We start from the raw sequence: 18,630 nt of genomic DNA on the forward strand, positions 1-18,630 counted from the left end.
CGCACCAGCCCCTCAGGCCCGCGTGTCGATCGAGCCCGCTCCGGGGACGGGCGGCGCCGGGTCGTCCGATGCCTCGGGATCAGCCGCCCGCGCCCACTTCACCGTCCACCGGACGAGCGGCTGGACACCGTCCCATGCGGCGACGACATCGTCCAGCGAGCTCGTCAACGGCAGGTGCACCAGCGCGGCGTAGTGCTGCATCCGGAGCAGCTCGATTCGCGGATGGTCCGCCGACCAGCCACGGGGTGCGGTCTTCAGCGGCGGACCCGCCAGCTCGTACCCGGCGTCGGTCAGGTCGTCGAGGATCCGCTGCAACGCTGCCGCTGCCTGCGGTCGTTCATCGATCACGGTCCGTGCTGCCAGCAGCTGGTCGCGGGACGGCTCGTACAGCCCGCCCCCGACCTGCAGCCCGTCGACGCCGGCGCTCAAGTAGACACCGCCTGCGGTCAACCCGGTGTCCTCGCGGTAGGGCCGCTTGTCCGGGGTGAACCGCAGGTCCCGGTGCTGCCGTAGCACCCGGCCGGGGCCGTACCGCCGGTCGGCTTCCTGCAGCAGTGCGTCCATCGGGTCGCGGACGTCGCGCTCCCAGTCCTCGCGGTGCTCCTCGAACCAGGCGGTGTCGTTGTGCGCAGCGAGCCCACGGAAGAACGTCGCCAACGAGGGCGAGAAGAACGCATCGGTCATGCAAGCAGTGAACCGCCGCCCGCTGAGGACTACCCTCGCCCGCATGATCGGCACACTCGACGTCATCGTCCTCGACTGCCCGGACACACGGACGCTCGCACGGTTCTACGCGGAGCTGCTCGGTGGTGAGATCGTCGGCTTCGACGAGGACTGGGCCGAGGTCGTCCTGCCGATCGAGGGGCACCGCCCGCTCGTGGCGTTCCAGCGCGTCGACGACTACCGCGCGCCGGTCTGGCCCGGACAGGACACGCCCCAACAGGTGCACCTCGACGTGAAGGTCGAGGACCTCGACGCCGGCGAGCAGGCGGTCCTGGCCATCGGCGCCACGGCCACGGGTTCGGGGACCGAGACCTTCCGCGTGTTCCTCGACCCCGCCGGGCACCCGTTCTGCCTGATCCGCCCGAACGACTGACCCGCTGGCTCCGCCCGGTCGCGCGACCCGCCGTCTGCGTGCCGTCGAGGTCGCACGAAGTACTGCCCGAAGCGCCGTCGACCGACAGGTTGCGCGACCTCGGCGGAGGTGAGCGGCGTGTTGCGCGACACGGGGCCTCCACGCCCGCGGCACGGCCCGGCACGGCACGGCACGGCACGGCCAGGCACCGCCCGGCCACGCCCGGCCCGGCCCGGCCCCGCACAGGGGACACCGCCCACACACCTCCCGGTCGTATGGTGGTCGAGCATCACTCGTCACCGGAGACGGAGAACGGCATGACCGCCACCCAGCCCACCGCCAGCCCCCGTCGGACGCAGGCGACCGCCTCCGTCGCAGCGATCCTCGCCGAGTCGGCCGCACGCTACCCGGACGACGTCGCCCTCATCGTGGGCGACCGCCGGACCACCTACGCCGAACTCTGGGCGGAGACGCTCGCGTACGCCGGAGCCCTGCGTGAGCGCGGCGTCACCGCGGGGTCCCGCGTCGCGATGCTCCTGCCGAACGTCGCCGACTTCCCACGCGTCTACTACGCCACGCTCGCCCTCGGCGCGGTCGCCGTGCCCGTGCACGCGCTGCTGAAGCGGAAGGAGATCGAGTACGTCCTCCGCGACAGCGGAGCCGCCCTCCTGGTCTGCGCAGCGCCGCTCCTGGCGGAGGGGGCCGCGGGAGCAGCCCTGGCCGGGGTCGACGTCGTGACCGTGCTCGCGCCTCCCGGCGGATCAGCGACCGCCGAGTCGACGACGGGCAACGGCACGGGCGCTCCCGCGCCGGACCGACTGGAGGCCCTGGCCGAGTCCGCCACGCCGCTCGACCGCTACGTGCCCCGCGACCCGTTCGACACCGCCACGATCCTGTACACCAGCGGTACGACGGGGCAGCCGAAGGGCGCCGAGGGCTCGCACTTCGCGTTGCTCGAGCAGGTCAACACGAACCTGATGAGCACCTTCGACATGCACCGCGGCGACGTGCTGCTCGGGGCCCTGCCGCTGTTCCACACGTTCGGGCAGACCTGCACGATGAACACCGGGTTCCGGGCGGGCGCGACGATCGTGATGCTGCCGAAGTTCGACGGCGACTCCGCCCTGGCCGCGATGGTCGAGCACGACTGCGAGATCTTCATGGGCGTCCCGACGATGTACATGGCGCTCCTCGACGCAGCGACGCGCACCGATGCCCGGCCGAACCTGCGCTACGCGATCTCGGGAGGGGCCTCCCTGCCGTTGGCGGTCCTCGAGAAGTTCCAGACCGTGTTCGACGCGCCCATCCACGAGGGCTACGGACTGACCGAGACCTCGCCTGTCGCGTCGTTCAACCACGTCGGCACGCCCCCACACCCGGGCACGATCGGCACGCCGGTGTGGGGCGTCGACATCGAGATCGCCGACCCGGAGACGCCCGGCTCGATCGTGCTGCTCCCCCGCGGCGAGATCGGTGAGCTCGTGATCCGCGGGCACAACCTGATGAACGGGTACCTGGACCGCCCGGAGGACACCGCATTGGCGATCGTCGACGGCTGGTTCCGGACGGGCGACCTCGGCACGAAGGACGACGAGGGCTACCTGACGATCGTCGACCGGACGAAGGACATGATCATCCGCAACGGCTACAACGTGTACCCGCGGCAGGTCGAAGAGGTGCTCGCCACGCACCCCGACGTCACGATGGCGGCGGTGTTCGGCGTGCCGCACGAGGTGCACGGCCAGGAGATCGAGGCGGCCGTGGTCCTGCGCGCCGGGGCCACCGCGACGCCCGAGGACCTCGTCAAGCACGTCGCGGACGAGATCGCCGCCTACAAGTTCCCCCGGGTCGTCCACGTGGTCGACGCACTGCCGCTCGGGCCGAGCGGGAAGGTGCTCAAGCGCACACTGGTGGAGCAGTTCGCACCGTCCAGCGCTGCGACCACCACGGAACAGGAGCCCGCCACCGCATGAGCACCTCCGAGCTCGACACGCGTCTGACCGAACGCGTCGTCGCCCGAGCCCTGCAGAACGTCCGCGAGGGTGGCAAGCCCTTCGCCTGCCTGATCGTCCGCGACGGCAAGGTGCTGGTCGAGGCGGCGAACCAGGTCGCCCAGTCCGGGGACCCGACGTCGCACGCCGAGATCACCGCGATCCGGCTGGCCGCCGAGATGGGCGTGACCGACCTGACCGGCCTCGACGTGTACGTCACCGCGTACCCGTGCCCGATGTGCCTCGGCGCGCTGTACTACGCGCAGCCGGACCGGGTCGTCTTCGCGGCCTCTCGCGACCAGGAGTCCGAGCACTACGAGGACGGCAACCGCCTGATGACGCTCGACACGTTCTACGGCGAGTACACCAAGCCCGCGCACGAGCGGGCGCTGCCCTCGGAGCAGGTCGCCACCGAGGACCCCACGGCGCCGTTCCGGCAGTGGTCGACGTTGCACGCGGACTGACGTGCCGTACCCCCGCGTCGAGCCCTACCGCACGACGACGATCACCATGGACGACGGTGCGGCCCTGTACGTCGAGGAGTCCGGCACCCCCGACGGCACCCCGGCGCTCTGGCTGCACGGCGGCCCGGGCGGTTCGCTCGGCTCCGGCTGGTACCGCACCCACTTCGACCCGACGCGGTACCGGCTGATCGGCATCGACCAGCGCGGGAGCGGACGCAGCAACCCGAGCGTGGCGGACGCCCCAGTCCGACTGGCCGACCACACGACGGACCGGCTGGTCGCCGACCTGCAGCAGGTCCGCGATGCGCTCGGCATCGACACCTGGGTCGTCGCCGGCATCTCGTGGGGCACGACCCTGGCGCTCGCGTACGCCCTCGAACACCGCGACCGCGTCCGCGCGCTCGCCCTGATGGCCGTGACGACGACGAGTCGTGCCGAGGTCGACTGGATCACCGAGGGCATCGGGCGGCTGTTCCCCGAGGACTGGGACCGCTTCGCGCAGGCATCGGGACGCAGACCGGGTGAACGGATCGTCGAGGCCTACGCCCGTCGCCTGACCGGTGCCGACGCGGCCGACCGCACGGCGGCTGCCGCGGAGTGGGACCGGTGGGAGAGCGTCCACGTGTCGCTCGACGACCCCGGATCGCGTGGTCGCGGACACATCGGCCAGGAGGCCCGGCTGGCGTTCGCCACGCTCGTCACCCACTACTGGGCGAACGACGCGTTCCTGCCCGGCGAGCGCGCGGTGCTGGCGCGGGTGGCGGAGCTCGCTGCCGTCCCGGCCGCGCTCGTCCACGGTCGACGCGACGTCAGCGGCCCGGCCGCCACCCCGTGGTTGCTGCACCGGCAGTGGCCGGCGAGCACGCTGACGATCGTCGAGGACGAGGGCCACGGCGGACCGCGCGAGAGCGATGCCCTGACGGCCGCGCTCGACGGCTTCGCCTGACCCGGACCTCAGCGACGCCCGAGCAGCACCGCACGACGCTCACGCGCCCACGCCGACATCGGCCGTGCTGGCGTGCCCGTGATCCGCCCGACCTCGTCGGTCAGGACGTCCACCCCGTCCAGGCCCCGGCGAGCGACCCGACCGAACTGCTGACGGAGCCCCTCGGCCTGCCACGCGGGGACCCCGCTCAGTCGGAGGACGCCGGCGAACACCCGGCTCGGCAGGTGGACGTAGCGGACCCGACGCCCGAGCCCGGCGGAGAGTTCTCGCGCGACGCCCCTGCCGTCGAGCAGCGTCGGGCCGGTCAGCACGGGTTCGGCGCCGCGGTGCTCACCCTGCTGCAGGACGGTCGCTGCCACGCGGGCGATGTCGGCGGTGTCGATCCACCCGATGACCCCGCGGCCCATGGTCTGCGGGAAGAACCCCCGACGCAGGACCGGGCCCGAGGACTCCAGGTTCGTCATGAACCCCGACGGGTGCAGGATCGTCCACGCCAGCCCACTCGCCCGGACGACGACGTCGATGCCCGCGATCGCGCTCGCCCAGGGCATCGGCGAGTGCTCGGCGGCATCGCCCCCGGACAACTGCACGATCGCGCGGACCCCGGCCTCCTGCGCGGCATGGACGGCGTTCGTCCCGTGCTCCTCCTGCTGCTGCGTCGCCGCGGTGACGAGGAACACCTGGTCGACGCCGTCGAACGCCCGAGCCAGTGCAGCAGGGTCCCCCAGGTCGGCGATCCGCGCGTCGATGCCCCGCGAAACCAGGTCCTCGGCCTGCGCCGCGCGTCGGACGACCGCGCGCACGGGCACCCCCGCATCGTGCAGGAGCGCCAGGGTCTTCCCGCCCACGTCTCCGGTCACGCCCGTGATGGCGACCGCTCCGGTCATGGTTCCTCCTCATATCAGTTAACTGATACCAGACCGTACTCCGCTACCATCGGGACATGCCCGATCGGTCCTCCCCGACGCGCGACGACGTCGACGCGATCGCCGCCTGGAGCGTGATCCGCGCCGCCCGGGTCCTTGCACGGCGGCTCGCCGACGTGCTCGCGCCGCTCGGTCTGACACCCGTGGAGTTCGGGGTGCTGGTGCAGCTCGGCGCGACGGACGAGCCGGACCACCGCGGCACCGCGGACGGCCTCGCCGAGCCCGCCACCGGTCTGGCGCAGGCCGACCTGGCCCGCGCCGTCGGGGTCCGACCGCAGAGCATGACCACGCTGGTGGTGACGCTGGCGGAGCGCGGGCTCATCGACCGCGGGTCCGAGCGCGGCCGGGGACGCCGCTCGCGGATCGTGCTCACCGACGCGGGGCGTGCCGTGCTCGCGCAGGCGTACCCGGTCGTCCTGGCCAGCAACGCGTGGTTCGGCCCGGACGCCGCGACCTCGGCAGCCCTGGTCGCGACGCTGCGCCCGATGCTCGGCGGACCGGGCGGACCGGTGGACGACGTCCCCTAGTCGGCGGCTCCCGGACGCTGCACCCACGCCACGACGGCGTCGAGTTCCGGTGCGTACCCGTCGGTCGTGTCGACCTCGAGCACCGGGCACCCGAGCTCCAGCGGCGAGGACACCCGCGGCAGGTTGGCACGCACTCGGTCGTCCATCGCGGCGCCGTGCCCGCGCGCGACGAACCGGTCCATCGCCGACGTGCTCCGGCAGTGCACGTTCAGCACACGGCCGACCGGCAGCAGCGCTGAGCGGACGTCGACCTCGGACTGGTCCCGGTAGAGCGTGGCATCGGCGACGACGCTGCACCCCGCGGCGGCGTACGTGGCGGTGACGTCCCAGAACAGCCGGACGCCGTGCGGCACGACCTCGTCACGCGACAGCGTCCCGGACGCCATCAGGCCGGCGTAGAGCTCGTCGCGGTGCACCCGCGGCCACCCGAGTCGCTCGGCGAGGGCCGCAGCGAGCGTCGTCTTGCCACTGCCGGGAGCGCCACTGACCAGCACCACCGTCGGCAGCGTCACCTGGACACGATCAGGGCTCGGCACGCGTCCACCCTACGAGCGCCGAGGTTCCACGACATGCCGCACGCCGGACGTCGAGGTTCCGGGACCGCACCGTCGGCGGGGTCGAGGTGGCACAATTCCGGAACCTCGGGACCTCGGAACCTCGGGACCTCGGAACCTCGGGACCTCGGGACCTCGGGACCTCGGGACCTCGCTGGCAGGATGGGCGCATGACGACCGACCCGGCACCGACGCCGATCGACCTCGACACCTGGACCCGCCGCGAGCACTTCGAGCACTACCGCGACCGTGTCCCCTGCCGCTACGAGCTGACCGTGCAGGTGGACGTGACCGACTTCGTCGCCGAACTGCGTCGGACCGGCCGCCGCACGTACGCGTCGCAGATCTGGGCGCTGTCCACCGCCGTGAACGCCCACCGCGAGTTCCGGATGACCCTGCTGCCCGACCGCTCCCCCGCCGCGTGGGACGTCGTCCACCCGGCCTTCACGGTGTTCAACCCCGACCGCGAGACCTTCTGTGCGGTCTTCGTGCCGTACGACCCGGACTTCGGCGCCTTCCACGACGCTGCCGTCGCGGCCATGACGACCCACCGCTCGGCGACGGCGATGTTCCCGCAGCAGCCGCGCCCGGCGAACCTGTTCGACGTGTCGACGCTGCCGTGGGCGTCGTTCTCGGGCTTCTCGCTGCAGGTCCACGAGGGCTGGGACCACCTCCTGCCGATCATCACGATCGGCGGCCACCACGACGAGGGCGGGCGCACCCTGCTCCCGCTGTCCGTCCAGGTCAACCACGCGGCGGCCGACGGCTTCCACACGACCCGCCTGCTCAACGAGATCGAACGCCTGCTCGCTGAGCCGACCTGGCTCGCCTGATCACACGCGGCTGATCCGGGCAGCGGATCCCGGGGAACGGAACCGGATCGGCGGGTGACGAATCCGGTTCACGATCCCCGGGCCGAGCGAACCTGATTCGTCAGTTCCCGAAACGGGAACCACCGCCGAGCGGCGACCGACGGCTTCCACTCGATCTGACGGCTCGCTGACCGGCGGCACGATCACGTGTGGTGGACGCGACCCACCGCCGGGCGGGAGGCGCAGGGCGGCCTGGCAGTGAGCCTCCCGTCCGGTGGTGGTGCGGCTCAGGACCCGGCGCGCGCCGCCAGCGCCTGCTCGAACTCCCGCCGCATCGCGTCGCCGCCGCGGCGGCGCCACTCCCGGACCGTGTCCTTCCATGACGACACCGGCGCGCGGCCGAGCAGCACGTCGTTGATCGCGTTCGTGGCGAAGGTGCCGACGGCCGGCCCCTTCGTCGAGTTCGTCGGCGAGTACAGGCCGTACGTGGGGTTCGTGATCCCTTCGTCGAGCCAGGACGCCAGCGAGTCGTAGACGACCTCGGTCATCTCCGGGAACCCGGCGTAGAACAGCGGGAGCGGGCACTCGGTGAAGTACTGCAGCGGGAACTCGCCGAGCGCGGTCTCGCTGTTGCCGGTCTTGGTCAGGACCGGGGCGCCGTCGCGGTACTCGAAGTCGCGGCCCTCGATGCCGAACTTGCGGTAGGTCCAGGCCTCGGTGCCGAAGGGCGACGCGCACCAGTTGAGCACGTCGAGCACCATGCGGATACGGTCCTCGCTGCCCGCGGCGAGCGCCGTGATCGCGTTGTTCGGGTCACCGAGCCACGGCCTGGGCTTCGCGCCCGACTGACCCACGAACGGAGCCTGCGTCATCGCGAAGCCGCTGCCGGGCTCGGCCTGTTGCAGCAGTCCGGGGATCGCGCTGTAGCTGTCCTGCAGCATGACGGCCGAGCCCTGCACGAACCACACCTTGCCGTTGTAGGCCGTGACGCTGTCCGGGTGCACGAGCCCGTCGGCCAGCAGCTTCCGCGAGACCTCGAGCATGTCCTGGTAGGCGTCGACCTCGTACATGTGGGTCAGGCGGCCGCCCTGCTCGTCCCACTGGTTCGGGACGCCGAGCATCGACGCCAGGATGTTCGTCGGCACGGACCCGAGGGCCCAGCGGTTCCGGTTCTGGTCGGTGAGCTCGCGACACAGCGCGGTGAACTCGTCGAGCGAGCCGAACGACGGGTCGATGCCGAGCTGCTCGAAGAGGTCCTGGCGCCGGTGCAGCACGCCGGTCGTCAGCGGGCCGCGCGGCACCGGGACGCCGTAGATCCCGCCCGAGAACACCGTGCCCCGCCAGGACGCCGTCGGCAGGTTCGCCAGGTACGGCCAGTCCCGGATGCCGCTGCCCGACAGGTACTCCGTCAGGTTCTGCGCCTTGGCCTCGAGGAACTGCGGCAGGTACGAGAACGTCCCCGACACGGTGAACACGTCGCCGAGGGTGTCGCCGGCGACCTGCGTGGCGAACTTGCTGGCCCAGTCGGCGTTCGACGTGATGGTCAGGTCGAGGTCGACGCCCATCCGCTCGTCGAGCCCCTGCCAGTAGCGGTTGCTCCCCTTGGCGGGTGGGATCGGCGAGTTCGTCGGGACGCTGCCGAGCAGGGTCGAACCGTCGCCGGGGACCTTCGCCGTGGGGACGAGGCTGCTCGGGAGCTTCCGGAACGCGCTCGGCATGAGGGCGCTGGTCTTCGGCAGGACCGGCTCGGGGCCTCCCGTCCAGGGCACGTAGTCGGGCAGGGTGACGGGCTTGTTGATGGCCCGCACGTCGGTGGACCGGGTCACGGTGTCGCAGCCGGCCAGGAGGCTCGTGGCTGCGACGCCGAGACCGGTCGCGATGAGAGCGCGACGGGTCAGGCCGCTGTGGGTGTCGGTCACGGCGTCAGCCCTTCACCGCGCCGGTCAGGACACCCTTGGCGAAGTGCCGCTGCAGGAACGGGTAGACGATGAGGATGGGGACGATGGAGACCACGAGGATCGCCATCTGGATCGAGGCCTGCGGCGGCAGCGCGTCCGAACTCGTGCCGAGGTCCGCGCCGCCGAGCTGGGCGTTGTTGATGACGTAGGTGCGGAGCACGAGCTGCAGGGGCCACTTGGCGGTGTCGTTGATGTAGAGCAAGGCGTTGAAGAAGGCGTTCCAGTAGCCGACCGCGTAGAACAGGCCGATCACCGCCAGCACGGCCTTCGACAGCGGCAGCACGATCCGCAGGAAGACACCGAAGTCACCGGCGCCGTCGATGCGTGCCGACTCGATGAGCTCCTTCGGGATCGCCATGAAGAACGACCGCATCACGATGACGTTGAACGCGCTGAGGGCCGTCGGCAGGATCAGCGCCCAGTACGAGTCGAGCAGGCCGAACTGCTTGACGACCAGGTAGTTCGGGATCAGGCCCGGGGCGAACAGCAGGCTGACGAGCACCAGGCTCAGCACGAAGCCCGACCCGTACGAGCCCGGTCGGCTCAGGGCGTAGGCGAGCATCGCGGTCACGAACAGGCTGATCAGCGTGCCGACGACCGTGATCCCGATGCTGACCACGAGCGCCCGGGTGACGACGCCGCCCGCGAAGATGCTCTCGTACGCGCCGAGGTCCAGCCCGGTCGGCCACAGCACGAACCCACCCGCACCGTTCACCTGACTGGAGGGGGCGACGCTCGTCGACACGATGCCGAGGAACGGCAGCAGCACGACCAGGCAGATGACGAGCAGCACGAAGCCAGTGAGCAGGCGCCCGGGCAGCGGTGCCGTGTCCGGACCGCCGCGCTTGTGCCGGTTCGGCCTGCCCTTGCCGGTCTTGCCGGTCTTGCCGGACTGGGGGACGGTGACGCTGTGCGTGGCGGTCATCGGGTCTCCTTCTGGTAGACGCCCGCTTCGCCGAAGACGTGGGCGACCTTGTTCGCGCCGAGGACGAGCAGCACGCCCACCACGCCCTTGACGAGTCCGACGGCGGCAGCGACACCCCACTGGCCGCCGAGCACGCCGTTGTTGTAGACGTAGGTGTCGAGGACCTCGCTGGCGCCCCGGCCGACGGCGGCCTGCTGCAGGAGGATCTGCTCGAACCCGACGGTGAGCGAGTCGCCCAGGCGCAGGATGAGCAGCAGGATGATGATCCCGCGCATGCCGGGCAGCGTCACGTGCCAGAGCTGCCGCCACCGGCTCGCGCCGTCCATCTTGGCTGCCTCGTACAGGCTCGCGTCGATCGAGCTGAGCACGGCGAGGAACAGGATCGTCGCCCAGCCGGTGTCCTTCCAGATGACCTGGCTCGTGAGCAGGGCGATGAAGCCGTGCGGGTTGCCGAGGAAGTCGATCGCGGTGCCGCCCGAGGCCCGGATCGCGTTGTTGATCAGTCCCGAGCCGCCGAGGATCTGCTGGAACACCGCGACGACGATCACCCACGACAGGAAGTGCGGCAGGTACAGGATCGACTGCACGACGCCCTTGATCCGCTCGGACAGCAGCGAGTTCAGCATCAGCGCCAGGATGATCGGCGCCGGGAAGACGAACACGACCTGCACCAGGGTGATCACGAGGGTGTTGCGCAGGGCGCCGAGGAACTCCGGGTCGCCGTTGAACACCACGGCGAAGTTCTCGAACCCGACCCACGGGCTCCGGCCCAGCGGCACGAACGGCAGGTACTCCTGGAACGCGATGAGGTTCCCGAGCAGCGGCAGGTACTGGAACGCCAGCAACAGCGCCAGGCCGGGCAGTCCCATCCAGAGCAGCACGCGATCGCGGCGGATGCGCTCCCAGGTCGTCTTCCGACGGGCGACGGTGGTCCGCGGTGACGCCCCGTCGGTCCCCCTCGCTGCTGATCGCACGCGGTCGTCGAGCTTCGTCACTCCAGGCCCCCTCCGTTGGATTCCTGGTGCGACCCTGGCGCGGACGGCAACGAACTGGCAACTGTTGCCACTCGTTTCCATCGTTGTAAGTCGTTGGAGGGTTCCAGTGACCGCTCACTCGAGGATCGCGGGCGGCAATCGGTCGAGACGGACGGCGATGCCGGCGAACGCGGCGCGCTGCTCGGACGACGACCAGTCACGCGTGAGCGGGACGTCGTCCTCCCACTCGGTCTCCATGGCCATCGCTCCTACGTGGCCGACGCGGGGGCTCCAGCGGCCCCGGCTGCCGCCGCGACGCGCGCGACCACCGCGGCGAGCGCTCCGTCGTCGCCGACGTTCCCGGGGAACACCACGAAGGGCACACCGGCGCTCGGTCCGTCCGCGGCGACCCACAGGGAGACGATCCCGGGCAGCATCGTCCCGAGCGTCCACGCCCGGTCGATCTCCAGGGCCTCGGTGGCGAGGTCGTTCGACGTGATCCCGCCCTTCGCCACGAGGAACGCGGGATGCTGCCGGGCCGCGACGGCGCGGACGACCGACACGAGCGACTCGGACGCGACCCGGGAGACCCTGAGGCTGTCCTCGGCGTCGGTCCCGCGGACGAGCGTCCGGCTCGTCATCACGACGACGTCCGAGTCACGGAGATGGTCGACGACCTGCCGCGCGCTGTCCTCGACGACCTCGTGGAACCCCGCTCGGGACTCGAGGCACCTGGCCAGGTCGATCTCGACCGGCACGACGGGGCGCTCGGCGAGCAGCCGCTCGAGCTGTCGCCCGGTGAGCCCGACGTGCGACCCGACGGCGACGAGCCCGTGTCCCGTGGGGGCGTCGACGAACGCCCGGGCGAGGGCGGTGTCCGACAGCGCGCCCCGGGCTTCCTGGCCGCAGCGTGCCCGCACGAAGGACGGTCCACTGCGGTAGACCACGCGCAGGCCCTCGGCCTCGGCGGCGAGCGCCCCGAGGGCGACCACGCGCAGGTCGTCCTCGTCGACGGCGTCTGCCACCGCGACGCGACCGTCCCGGCAGCCCAGCAACGCCTCGGCGACGGCCGTCGGGCCACCGGTCCGGATCAGGTCGAGCGTCAGGCGCACCACGTCGGACGCGGCGACGCGACCCGCGGTCTTCTCGGCGACCCACTCGGGAAGCGCGGATGCCCGGTACCCGAAGCTGGCGTCGCGGGCGAACTCCGACTCGCCGACGGGGGTCCAGTCGTCAGCGCTCGCGATGTAGTGCACCGAGTCCACGGTGATGCGTCCCGCGTCCGGGTAGGCCGGGACGAGCAGCACGACGTCGACCCCGCGCCCACGGTCCGCTCCGCGGCGAGCCAGGACGTCGGTCTCGAGGGGGAAGTGCCCACGGAGCGTGGAGTCCCCGCGGCTGATCAGCACGACGTCCTCGCCGCGCTCCTCGGCGACGGCGGCGACGCGGTCGTGCACCTCGGCGACGACGGCAGCCGCGGCCCCGGGGTCGAGGCTCCGGGTGTTGGCGAGGACGAAGAACCCGACGGCGTCCTGGTCGAATGCCCAGCGGACGTCGTCGTCCGTCCAGGTCGTGATGATCGGCAGGTCGGCGACACTCTGGCTGCCGGTCGGGTCGTCGTCGATCACGACGACACGGCGGTTCGCGGCGGCGACCGCTGCGCTGAGCGCGGCGAGGTCGACGGGGGCGGTCGTGGTGGGCAGCGTGCTGGGCTTCATCGGTCAGTTCCTCCCTCGACCACCGTAGGCGTCGTGCCACTCTTGGGGCATGACCTTCGAGCAGCACGCGCACTCGTTCGGAGCGGCGGCCGACGCCTACGAGCGAGGTCGCCCGAGCTACCCCGCCGACGTCGCCGCCTGGCTCGCGCCGGACCCCGTCGAGCGCGCGGTCGACGTCGGCGCCGGCACGGGGAAGTTCACGCGCACGCTGCTCGCCCGGGCGGACGAGGTCATCGCGGTCGAGCCCGACGCCGCGATGCGCGCCCAGCTGGCCACGGCGATTCCCGAGGTCCGAGCGCTCGACGGGTCCGGCGAGGCGATGCCGCTGCCCGACGCCAGCGCCGACCTGGTGACGTTCGCGCAGTCGTGGCACTGGGTCGACCCCGATGCCGGTGCCCGCGAAGTGGCCAGGGTGCTGCGCCCGGGCGGCGTCCTGGGGCTGGTGTGGAACATCCGCGACGAGTCGGTGGCGTGGACGGCGCAGCTCGGGGAGCTCATCAAGCGCCCGGAGTCGCGGGTCATGGCGTACGAACGGCCGCTCGCGGGTGAGCCGTTCGCCGACGACGAGTACCGGACGTTCGACTGGGTCCACGAGCAGTCGCGATCGGCGTTCCTCGACATGATCGCCTCGCGCAGCTACGTGATCGTCATGGAGCCGTCCGACCGCCTGGTCCTGCTCCGCGACGTCGAGGACCTGTTGGACTCGACGTCCGAGACCGCCGGCAGCGGCACCGTGCGGGTGCCGTACGTCACCCACGTGCACCGGTTCGTCCGGCCCCCGGCCCCTGCCTGACCGCTCGGCCGAGCGCTACGGTGACACCATGCGTGCGACCGTGCGGGACGTCGCGGCCCTGGCCGGGGTCTCGCCGAAGACCGTCTCCAACGTGGTCAACGGCGGCGTCGTCGTGCGACCGGACACTCGCGAGCGCGTCGAACAGGCGCTCGCGCAGCTCGACTACGTGCCGAACCTGTCCGCCCGGGGCCTGCGCAACGGCCGGTCCGGCGCCATCGCCCTGACCCTTCCGGAGATGAGCAGCGCCTACTCCGCCGAACTCGCCCGGTGGTTCGTCGAGCTCGCCCGCGACCGCGACTGGGTCGTGCAGCTCGACCAGACCGCGAACGACCCGGAGCGCGAGCGCCAGCTGGTGTCGCGGGCCCGGGCGCACCTGGTCGACGGGCTCGTCCTGAACCCGGTGTCGTTGAGCGCGAGCGTCCTGGCCTCCACGGCGGGGCTGCCCCCGACGGTCGTCATCGGCGAGGTCGAACCCGAGCACGTCGACCAGGTGCACGTCGACAGCGTCACCGCCGCGCACGAGGTCACGACGTACCTGCTCGACCGCGGACACCGGCGGATCGTCGTGGTCGGCGCGCCGGACCCGACGGTCGACCCGCGCCGCCGGACGGCCACGAGCGAGCTGCGCGTCCGCGGCCACGACGCGGCACTGCACGGGGCCGGCGTCGCTCCGGACGCCGAGCTGCGGGTGCCGCTGGCGGGCTGGACGACCGCCGACGCGGCGAGCGCCTTCGCGACGTGGCTCGACACGCATCCCCTGCCCGACGCGGTCTTCGCGTTCTCGGACTCGATCGCGTTCGGCGTGCTGCACGTGCTGGCGGCGCGGGGCATCAGCGTGCCGGACACGGTCAGCGTCATCGGGTTCGACGACGTCGACGGTGCGGCGTTCGCGATCCCGGCGCTCACCACCGTGGCGTTCGACCGACGGGCCTTCGCCGACGCCGCCCTCGACCTGCTCACCGCGCGCATCGCGGACCGCGACGCGCCCCCCTCCACGGTCGTGATCCCGCACCGGATCGTCGAGCGGGCGAGCGTCGCCCGGCGCTGAGCCCTGCGTTGTCGTCGCACGGTGCGAGGTTCGAGCCCTGGTGCGCGGCGCGGCACCGTGCGAGGTTCGTGCTCCGTGCGGCGCTGACGGACCCGTGCAGGGGTCTTTCCCGGCACGTTGCGGTCAAGCCCGCACCACGGCGCAACCTCGCACCGTGCGCACCTCGCACCGGCATCATGCACTCGCACCGTGCGCACCTCGCACCGGCATCGTGCACTCGCACCAAACGCGCCCAACGCACCGAACGCACCACGGCCTCAGCGGGGCTGCGCCGCCGCCAGCACCGCGTCCCGCGTCCGCCCGTCGCCGAGGATGCGGAAGTGCCCGCCGACCGGCACGCGCACGTTCGTCGCCCCGACGAGCTCGCTGCCGCCCGGGATCAGCGTGTCGAACACCCCGTACACCGACGTGATGCGCGCGTTCACGTCCCGCTCGAGCGCCAGCGCCGCGAGCACCGGGTCCGCGGCACGGAACACCCGGAGGTGCGCCACCGGGGCGAGGTTGGCGTACGCCGACCCCCCGAACGGCGTCGACACCGCGACCATCCGGTCGATCCGTCCCTCGGGGTCGAGCTCGGCCATGGCGTACTTGCCGATGAGCCCGCCCTTGCTGTGCGTCACGAGCAGCACGCCGCGCAGGTCCAGTTCCTCGATCGACGCCATCACCTCGGCCGCCGAGACCGGCACCGGTCGCAGGTTGTGCCGCAGCGACGCCAGCACGTGCACGGGGTGGCCGGCGTCGTGCAGCGCGTCCATGAGCGGCCGCATGAAGTGCCACGTCTCGTAGACGCCCGGAACCACGACGACCGGCGGGCCGTCACCGGTCAGGTAGTCGTCCGCCGTCGTCGTCCCGAGGCTCCGGACCTGCCAGACGGTCGCGTAGGTCCAGTCGAGGACGGCCCACCACGCGCGGCGTGCGACGCCGACCCGGACGGGAGGCACGACCCGCCCTGCAGACGTCGGCTCGCCACCCGGGGCCACGGGGTCGGTCACCGGGTCGCCTCGAGCGACCGGGCGCGGCGGAAGTCGTCGACGAGCTCGGCGAACGGCGCCGGCTGGTGCTCCTGCACGTGATGCGCCCCGTACAGCTCGACGAGGGCCCCGTCACGCGCTGCCCGGGTCAGGCGTCCCGCCCACTCGCTGCGGGCGATCGGGTCGCGGGTGCCGCGCACGACGAGCACCGGCACGCGCAACGCGGCGACGGCGTCGAGCATCGGCCAGCGGACCATCGGCCGGAGTTCGCGCACGTACTGGCGGATGCTCCGGAAGTAGTCGGAGAGGAGCACGACGTTCATCCGCGCGTCCTCGACCAGCCCGTCACGACCCAACGCGACCGCGAGCCAGGCCAGCGACCGGTGCCGGTCGTCCACCACGGGGCTGACGAGGACCACCGCCAGGACCTCGTCCGGGTGCTGCAGCGCCGCGGCGACGACCACCTGCGACCCCATCGACTGCCCGACGAGGACGCTCTCGTGCACGCCCCGCGAGCGCACCGCCCGCATGACGACGTCGGCGAGCTCGGAGATCTCGAGTCGGCGTCCGACCGGGGGCAGGCCGCCGAAGCCGGGCAGGTCGACCGCGATCGTGCGGTGCGTCCGCGAGAGCACCCGCTGCGAGCGCGCGAACGACCGGTGCGACATGCCGATGCCGTGCACGAGCACGATCGTCGGCGCCAGCGAGTCCCGGCGTCGACCCGCAGGCGCCATCGTGTGGAGCCGGACGGGCATCCCGTCCACCGAGACCGTCTCGACCAGCGCGCGCACACCTCGACAGTACGCACGACGGTTCCGCTCCGGACAGCTGAGCGCTACTCTCCGAGCATGCGCAAGGTGACCGCTGGACTGTTCTCCTCCGTCGACGGCGTCGTGCAGGACCCGTACACCTTCCAGTACGACAGCTTCGACGACGAGCTCGGTGCCGCCATGGGCACGTTCATGGCCAGCACCGACACCGTGCTGCTCGGTCGGAACAGCTACGTCGAGTGGGCCGAGTGGTGGCCGGCGCACCCCGACGACCCGTTCGGCCAGTGGATCAACCCGATCGAGAAGCACGTGGCCTCGACCACGCTCGACCCCGACCTGGCGTGGCAGAACACCTCGCTCATCCAGGGCGACGTGCACGACTTCGTGCGCGACCTGAAGCAACAGGACGGCGGCGAGATCGCGGTGTGCGGCAGCGTGACGCTCGTGCGCAGCCTGCTGTTCGCGGGCCTCCTCGACGAGCTCCAGCTGATGGTGCACCCGGCGGTCGCCGGTGCCGGGCGGAAGCTCTTCGAACCGACCGACCCACCCCTGCGCCTGCGCCTGGTGGGCAGCACCGTGACGAGCAAGGGGAACGTCCTGAGCACCTACGGGCAGTTCGCGGCCTGACGGCGGCGAGCCGGGCCTCCCGACCGGCGGTACCGTTGACGGTGACCAACTCGCCATCCCGACCGGAGCCCACCATGCCGCAGGACACCCGCCCGCACGTCGTCATCGTCGGCGGTGGGTTCGCCGGCATCGCCGCGATGCGCGAGCTCGCGGACGCACCGGTCCGCATCACCCTGGTCGACCGGCACGTCTACAACATGTTCCAGCCGCTCATGTACCAGGTGGCGACGGGTGGTCTCAACGCCGGCGACGTGACGTACTTCCTCCGCAGCCTGCGCGCCCGCCAGAGCAACGCCGAGTTCCGCCACGGCCTGCTGACGAACATCCGCCCGGACGAGAAGATCGCCGAGATGTCGGACGGCGAGCACCTGCGCTACGACCACCTCGTGCTGGCGAACGGCGTCAACACCAGCTACTTCGGCACCCCGGGCGCCTACGAGTACGCGTACTCGATGTACTCCCGCTCGCAGGCCCTGCGCATCCGCGACGAGCTGTTCACCCGGCTCGAAGAGGCCGCCGCGAACCAGGGCCCCGACGAGATCCGCATCGTGATCGTCGGCGGCGGTGCGACCGGTGTCGAGATGGCGGGCGCCCTCGCCGAGCTGCGCGACCAGGCCCTGCAGGCGGCGTACCCGGAGATCGTCCGCGGCAACATCACCATCACGCTCGTGCACCGCAGCGGCGAGCTGCTGAAGCCGTTCGCCCCACGCCTGCGCCGGTACGCGGCCAAGGTCCTGCGCAAGCGCGGCGTCGTGCTCCGGCTCAACACCGGCGTGTCCGAGGTGCGCCCCGACGGCGTGATGACGGCCGAGGGCGAGTTCATCCCCGCCTCGCAGGTGATCTGGGCCACCGGCGTCGCCGCGCACAAAGAGGTCGCGAACTGGGGCCTGCCGCAGACGCACGGCGGCCGCATCCAGGTGAACGACGACCTCAGCGTCAAGGGGGTCGAGGGCATCTGGGCCGCCGGCGACATCGCCGCGCAGGACGACGCCCTCGCGCAGCTGGCCCAGCCGGCGCTGCAGGGCGGCAAGCACATCGCGAAGCAGATCGTCCGCACGCTGCACGGCAAGCCGACCGAGCACCTGAAGTACTTCGACAAGGGCACCATGGCGACGATCGGCACGAACGCCGCCGTCGCCCAGCTGCGCGGGGGGATCACGATGGTCGGCCCGGTCGCCTGGGCTGCCTGGGTCGCGGTGCACATCGCGTCGCTGCTCGGCAACGGCAACCGGCTGTCGACCCTGTCGCACTTCTTCGTCCGCTACCTCTGGTTCATGCGGAAGCGCTCGATCCCGATCGTCGGGGACGTCCGGCCCGTGCGCCCGAACGGCGACCGCGAGCCGGAGCCCTGGCAGATGCAGAAGGCCGAGTAGCGCCGGCCGCGGCGCGGCTGCGCACCGTGCGCGGTTGCGCGCCGGTGCGCGTGCTGCGCACGGTGCGCATGCTGCGCTCCGTGCGCGGTTGGCCGCGCCGTGCGAGGCAACAAGCCCGCACCACGCAACCAGCCCCGCACCAGCGCACGCCGCGTCGGACGGGAGGCACGGTGCCAGC

20 protein-coding genes are annotated in these 18,630 nt (G+C 71.9%); 10 read left to right on the forward strand and 10 right to left on the reverse strand.

The annotated features are described in order from the left end of the window. Window positions 1–12 precede the first annotated feature (12 nt). Window positions 13–684, reverse strand: coding sequence for a DUF2461 family protein (locus tag ASG04_RS02535; protein ID WP_056119716.1), 672 nt, complete (start codon window positions 682–684; stop codon window positions 13–15). A 43-nt stretch (window positions 685–727) separates the two neighbouring features. On the opposite strand from ASG04_RS02535, the gene ASG04_RS02540 reads away from it, so the two are divergent. From ASG04_RS02540 to ASG04_RS02555, 4 genes are all read left to right on the forward strand, one after another. Next, complete coding sequence (locus tag ASG04_RS02540; RefSeq protein WP_056119718.1) at window positions 728–1,096, forward strand: VOC family protein; 369 nt, start codon at window positions 728–730, stop codon at window positions 1,094–1,096. Window positions 1,097–1,392: 296 nt separating this feature from the next. Then, window positions 1,393–3,048, forward strand: coding sequence for a long-chain-fatty-acid--CoA ligase (locus tag ASG04_RS02545; RefSeq protein ID WP_056120243.1), 1,656 nt, complete (start codon window positions 1,393–1,395; stop codon window positions 3,046–3,048). After that, a complete protein-coding gene (locus ASG04_RS02550) occupies window positions 3,045–3,530 on the forward strand; it encodes a nucleoside deaminase (protein ID WP_082517740.1) in 486 nt (161 codons plus the stop codon). Before ASG04_RS02545 ends, ASG04_RS02550 begins: the two co-directional genes overlap by 4 nt. A gap of 1 nt (window position 3,531) precedes the next feature. Beyond that, the gene (locus ASG04_RS02555) at window positions 3,532–4,476 is read left to right on the forward strand and encodes an alpha/beta fold hydrolase (RefSeq protein WP_235515405.1); all 945 of its coding nucleotides are present in this window, start codon (window positions 3,532–3,534) and stop codon (window positions 4,474–4,476) included. Between the two features lie 8 nt (window positions 4,477–4,484). Here ASG04_RS02555 and ASG04_RS02560 read toward each other — a convergent pair whose 3' ends face one another. Continuing rightward, on the reverse strand, window positions 4,485–5,363 hold the full coding sequence (locus ASG04_RS02560) for an NAD(P)H-binding protein (RefSeq protein ID WP_056119721.1): 879 nt from the start codon (window positions 5,361–5,363) through the stop codon (window positions 4,485–4,487). A gap of 56 nt (window positions 5,364–5,419) precedes the next feature. Here ASG04_RS02560 and ASG04_RS02565 point away from each other — a divergent pair, with 56 nt between their 5' ends. Beyond that, window positions 5,420–5,929: a MarR family winged helix-turn-helix transcriptional regulator gene (locus tag ASG04_RS02565; protein WP_056119724.1), complete on the forward strand. Its 510-nt coding sequence runs from the start codon at window positions 5,420–5,422 to the stop codon at window positions 5,927–5,929. On the opposite strand, the gene ASG04_RS02570 is transcribed toward ASG04_RS02565, so the two are convergent. Beyond that, on the reverse strand, window positions 5,926–6,465 hold the full coding sequence (locus tag ASG04_RS02570; protein ID WP_082517741.1) for an AAA family ATPase: 540 nt from the start codon (window positions 6,463–6,465) through the stop codon (window positions 5,926–5,928). The two genes, ASG04_RS02565 and ASG04_RS02570, sit on opposite strands and share 4 nt — an antisense overlap. A 188-nt stretch (window positions 6,466–6,653) precedes the next feature. Here ASG04_RS02570 and ASG04_RS02575 point away from each other — a divergent pair, with 188 nt between their 5' ends. Then, window positions 6,654–7,316 (forward strand): CatA-like O-acetyltransferase, encoded by a 663-nt coding sequence (locus ASG04_RS02575; RefSeq protein WP_056119730.1) that lies wholly within the window; start codon window positions 6,654–6,656, stop codon window positions 7,314–7,316. 266 nt (window positions 7,317–7,582) lie between these two features. Here the strand turns inward: ASG04_RS02575 and ASG04_RS02580 are convergent, their stop codons facing one another. From ASG04_RS02580 to ASG04_RS02595, 5 genes are all read right to left on the reverse strand, one after another. After that, the gene (locus ASG04_RS02580; RefSeq protein ID WP_056119735.1) at window positions 7,583–9,214 is read right to left on the reverse strand and encodes an extracellular solute-binding protein; all 1,632 of its coding nucleotides are present in this window, start codon (window positions 9,212–9,214) and stop codon (window positions 7,583–7,585) included. Window positions 9,215–9,218: 4 nt separating this feature from the next. Next, window positions 9,219–10,178 (reverse strand): carbohydrate ABC transporter permease, encoded by a 960-nt coding sequence (locus ASG04_RS02585; RefSeq protein WP_082517742.1) that lies wholly within the window; start codon window positions 10,176–10,178, stop codon window positions 9,219–9,221. Beyond that, on the reverse strand, window positions 10,175–11,173 hold the full coding sequence (locus ASG04_RS02590; RefSeq protein WP_235515406.1) for an ABC transporter permease: 999 nt from the start codon (window positions 11,171–11,173) through the stop codon (window positions 10,175–10,177). Before ASG04_RS02590 ends, ASG04_RS02585 begins: the two co-directional genes overlap by 4 nt. Before the next feature lie 114 nt (window positions 11,174–11,287). Further along, window positions 11,288–11,410, reverse strand: coding sequence for a hypothetical protein (locus ASG04_RS17960; protein ID WP_268750882.1), 123 nt, complete (start codon window positions 11,408–11,410; stop codon window positions 11,288–11,290). An 11-nt stretch (window positions 11,411–11,421) separates the two neighbouring features. Continuing rightward, window positions 11,422–12,870: a four-carbon acid sugar kinase family protein gene (locus tag ASG04_RS02595; protein WP_056119738.1), complete on the reverse strand. Its 1,449-nt coding sequence runs from the start codon at window positions 12,868–12,870 to the stop codon at window positions 11,422–11,424. Window positions 12,871–12,919: 49 nt separating this feature from the next. Here ASG04_RS02595 and ASG04_RS02600 point away from each other — a divergent pair, with 49 nt between their 5' ends. Continuing rightward, a complete protein-coding gene (locus ASG04_RS02600) occupies window positions 12,920–13,663 on the forward strand; it encodes a class I SAM-dependent methyltransferase (protein WP_056119742.1) in 744 nt (247 codons plus the stop codon). 28 nt (window positions 13,664–13,691) lie between these two features. Continuing rightward, complete coding sequence (locus ASG04_RS02605; RefSeq protein ID WP_056119745.1) at window positions 13,692–14,711, forward strand: LacI family DNA-binding transcriptional regulator; 1,020 nt, start codon at window positions 13,692–13,694, stop codon at window positions 14,709–14,711. A 257-nt stretch (window positions 14,712–14,968) separates the two neighbouring features. On the opposite strand, the gene ASG04_RS02610 is transcribed toward ASG04_RS02605, so the two are convergent. Both ASG04_RS02610 and ASG04_RS02615 read right to left on the reverse strand, forming a co-directional pair. Next, on the reverse strand, window positions 14,969–15,703 hold the full coding sequence (locus tag ASG04_RS02610) for an alpha/beta hydrolase (protein ID WP_321164473.1): 735 nt from the start codon (window positions 15,701–15,703) through the stop codon (window positions 14,969–14,971). Continuing rightward, complete coding sequence (locus ASG04_RS02615; protein WP_056119748.1) at window positions 15,700–16,473, reverse strand: alpha/beta fold hydrolase; 774 nt, start codon at window positions 16,471–16,473, stop codon at window positions 15,700–15,702. The genes ASG04_RS02610 and ASG04_RS02615 overlap by 4 nt, the downstream gene beginning before the upstream one ends. 57 nt (window positions 16,474–16,530) lie before the next feature. Between ASG04_RS02615 and ASG04_RS02620 the strand changes: the two genes are divergently transcribed. Together ASG04_RS02620 and ASG04_RS02625 are read left to right on the forward strand one after the other, a co-directional pair. Then, window positions 16,531–17,079 (forward strand): dihydrofolate reductase family protein, encoded by a 549-nt coding sequence (locus tag ASG04_RS02620; protein WP_056119751.1) that lies wholly within the window; start codon window positions 16,531–16,533, stop codon window positions 17,077–17,079. 41 nt (window positions 17,080–17,120) lie between these two features. Then, window positions 17,121–18,452, forward strand: coding sequence for an NAD(P)/FAD-dependent oxidoreductase (locus ASG04_RS02625; protein WP_235515407.1), 1,332 nt, complete (start codon window positions 17,121–17,123; stop codon window positions 18,450–18,452). Window positions 18,453–18,630: the final 178 nt, after the last annotated feature.

It is taken from the genome of Curtobacterium sp. Leaf183, from assembly GCF_001424385.1.
Classification (GTDB): domain Bacteria; phylum Actinomycetota; class Actinomycetes; order Actinomycetales; family Microbacteriaceae; genus Curtobacterium.

Excerpts from the sequence above, each read along its gene's own strand:
- ASG04_RS02535 (WP_056119716.1), bottom strand. The coding sequence starts at position 684 with ATGACCGATGCGTTCTTCTCGCCCTCGTTGGCGACGTTCTTCCGTGGG.
- ASG04_RS02540 (WP_056119718.1), top strand. The coding sequence starts at position 728 with ATGATCGGCACACTCGACGTCATCGTCCTCGACTGCCCGGACACACGG.
- ASG04_RS02545 (WP_056120243.1), top strand. The coding sequence starts at position 1,393 with ATGACCGCCACCCAGCCCACCGCCAGCCCCCGTCGGACGCAGGCGACC.
- ASG04_RS02550 (WP_082517740.1), top strand. The coding sequence starts at position 3,045 with ATGAGCACCTCCGAGCTCGACACGCGTCTGACCGAACGCGTCGTCGCC.
- ASG04_RS02560 (WP_056119721.1), bottom strand. The coding sequence starts at position 5,363 with ATGACCGGAGCGGTCGCCATCACGGGCGTGACCGGAGACGTGGGCGGG.
- ASG04_RS02565 (WP_056119724.1), top strand. The coding sequence starts at position 5,420 with ATGCCCGATCGGTCCTCCCCGACGCGCGACGACGTCGACGCGATCGCC.
- ASG04_RS02575 (WP_056119730.1), top strand. The coding sequence starts at position 6,654 with ATGACGACCGACCCGGCACCGACGCCGATCGACCTCGACACCTGGACC.
- ASG04_RS02585 (WP_082517742.1), bottom strand. The coding sequence starts at position 10,178 with ATGACCGCCACGCACAGCGTCACCGTCCCCCAGTCCGGCAAGACCGGC.
- ASG04_RS17960 (WP_268750882.1), bottom strand. The coding sequence starts at position 11,410 with ATGGAGACCGAGTGGGAGGACGACGTCCCGCTCACGCGTGACTGGTCG.
- ASG04_RS02595 (WP_056119738.1), bottom strand. The coding sequence starts at position 12,870 with ATGAAGCCCAGCACGCTGCCCACCACGACCGCCCCCGTCGACCTCGCC.
- ASG04_RS02600 (WP_056119742.1), top strand. The coding sequence starts at position 12,920 with ATGACCTTCGAGCAGCACGCGCACTCGTTCGGAGCGGCGGCCGACGCC.
- ASG04_RS02605 (WP_056119745.1), top strand. The coding sequence starts at position 13,692 with ATGCGTGCGACCGTGCGGGACGTCGCGGCCCTGGCCGGGGTCTCGCCG.
- ASG04_RS02620 (WP_056119751.1), top strand. The coding sequence starts at position 16,531 with ATGCGCAAGGTGACCGCTGGACTGTTCTCCTCCGTCGACGGCGTCGTG.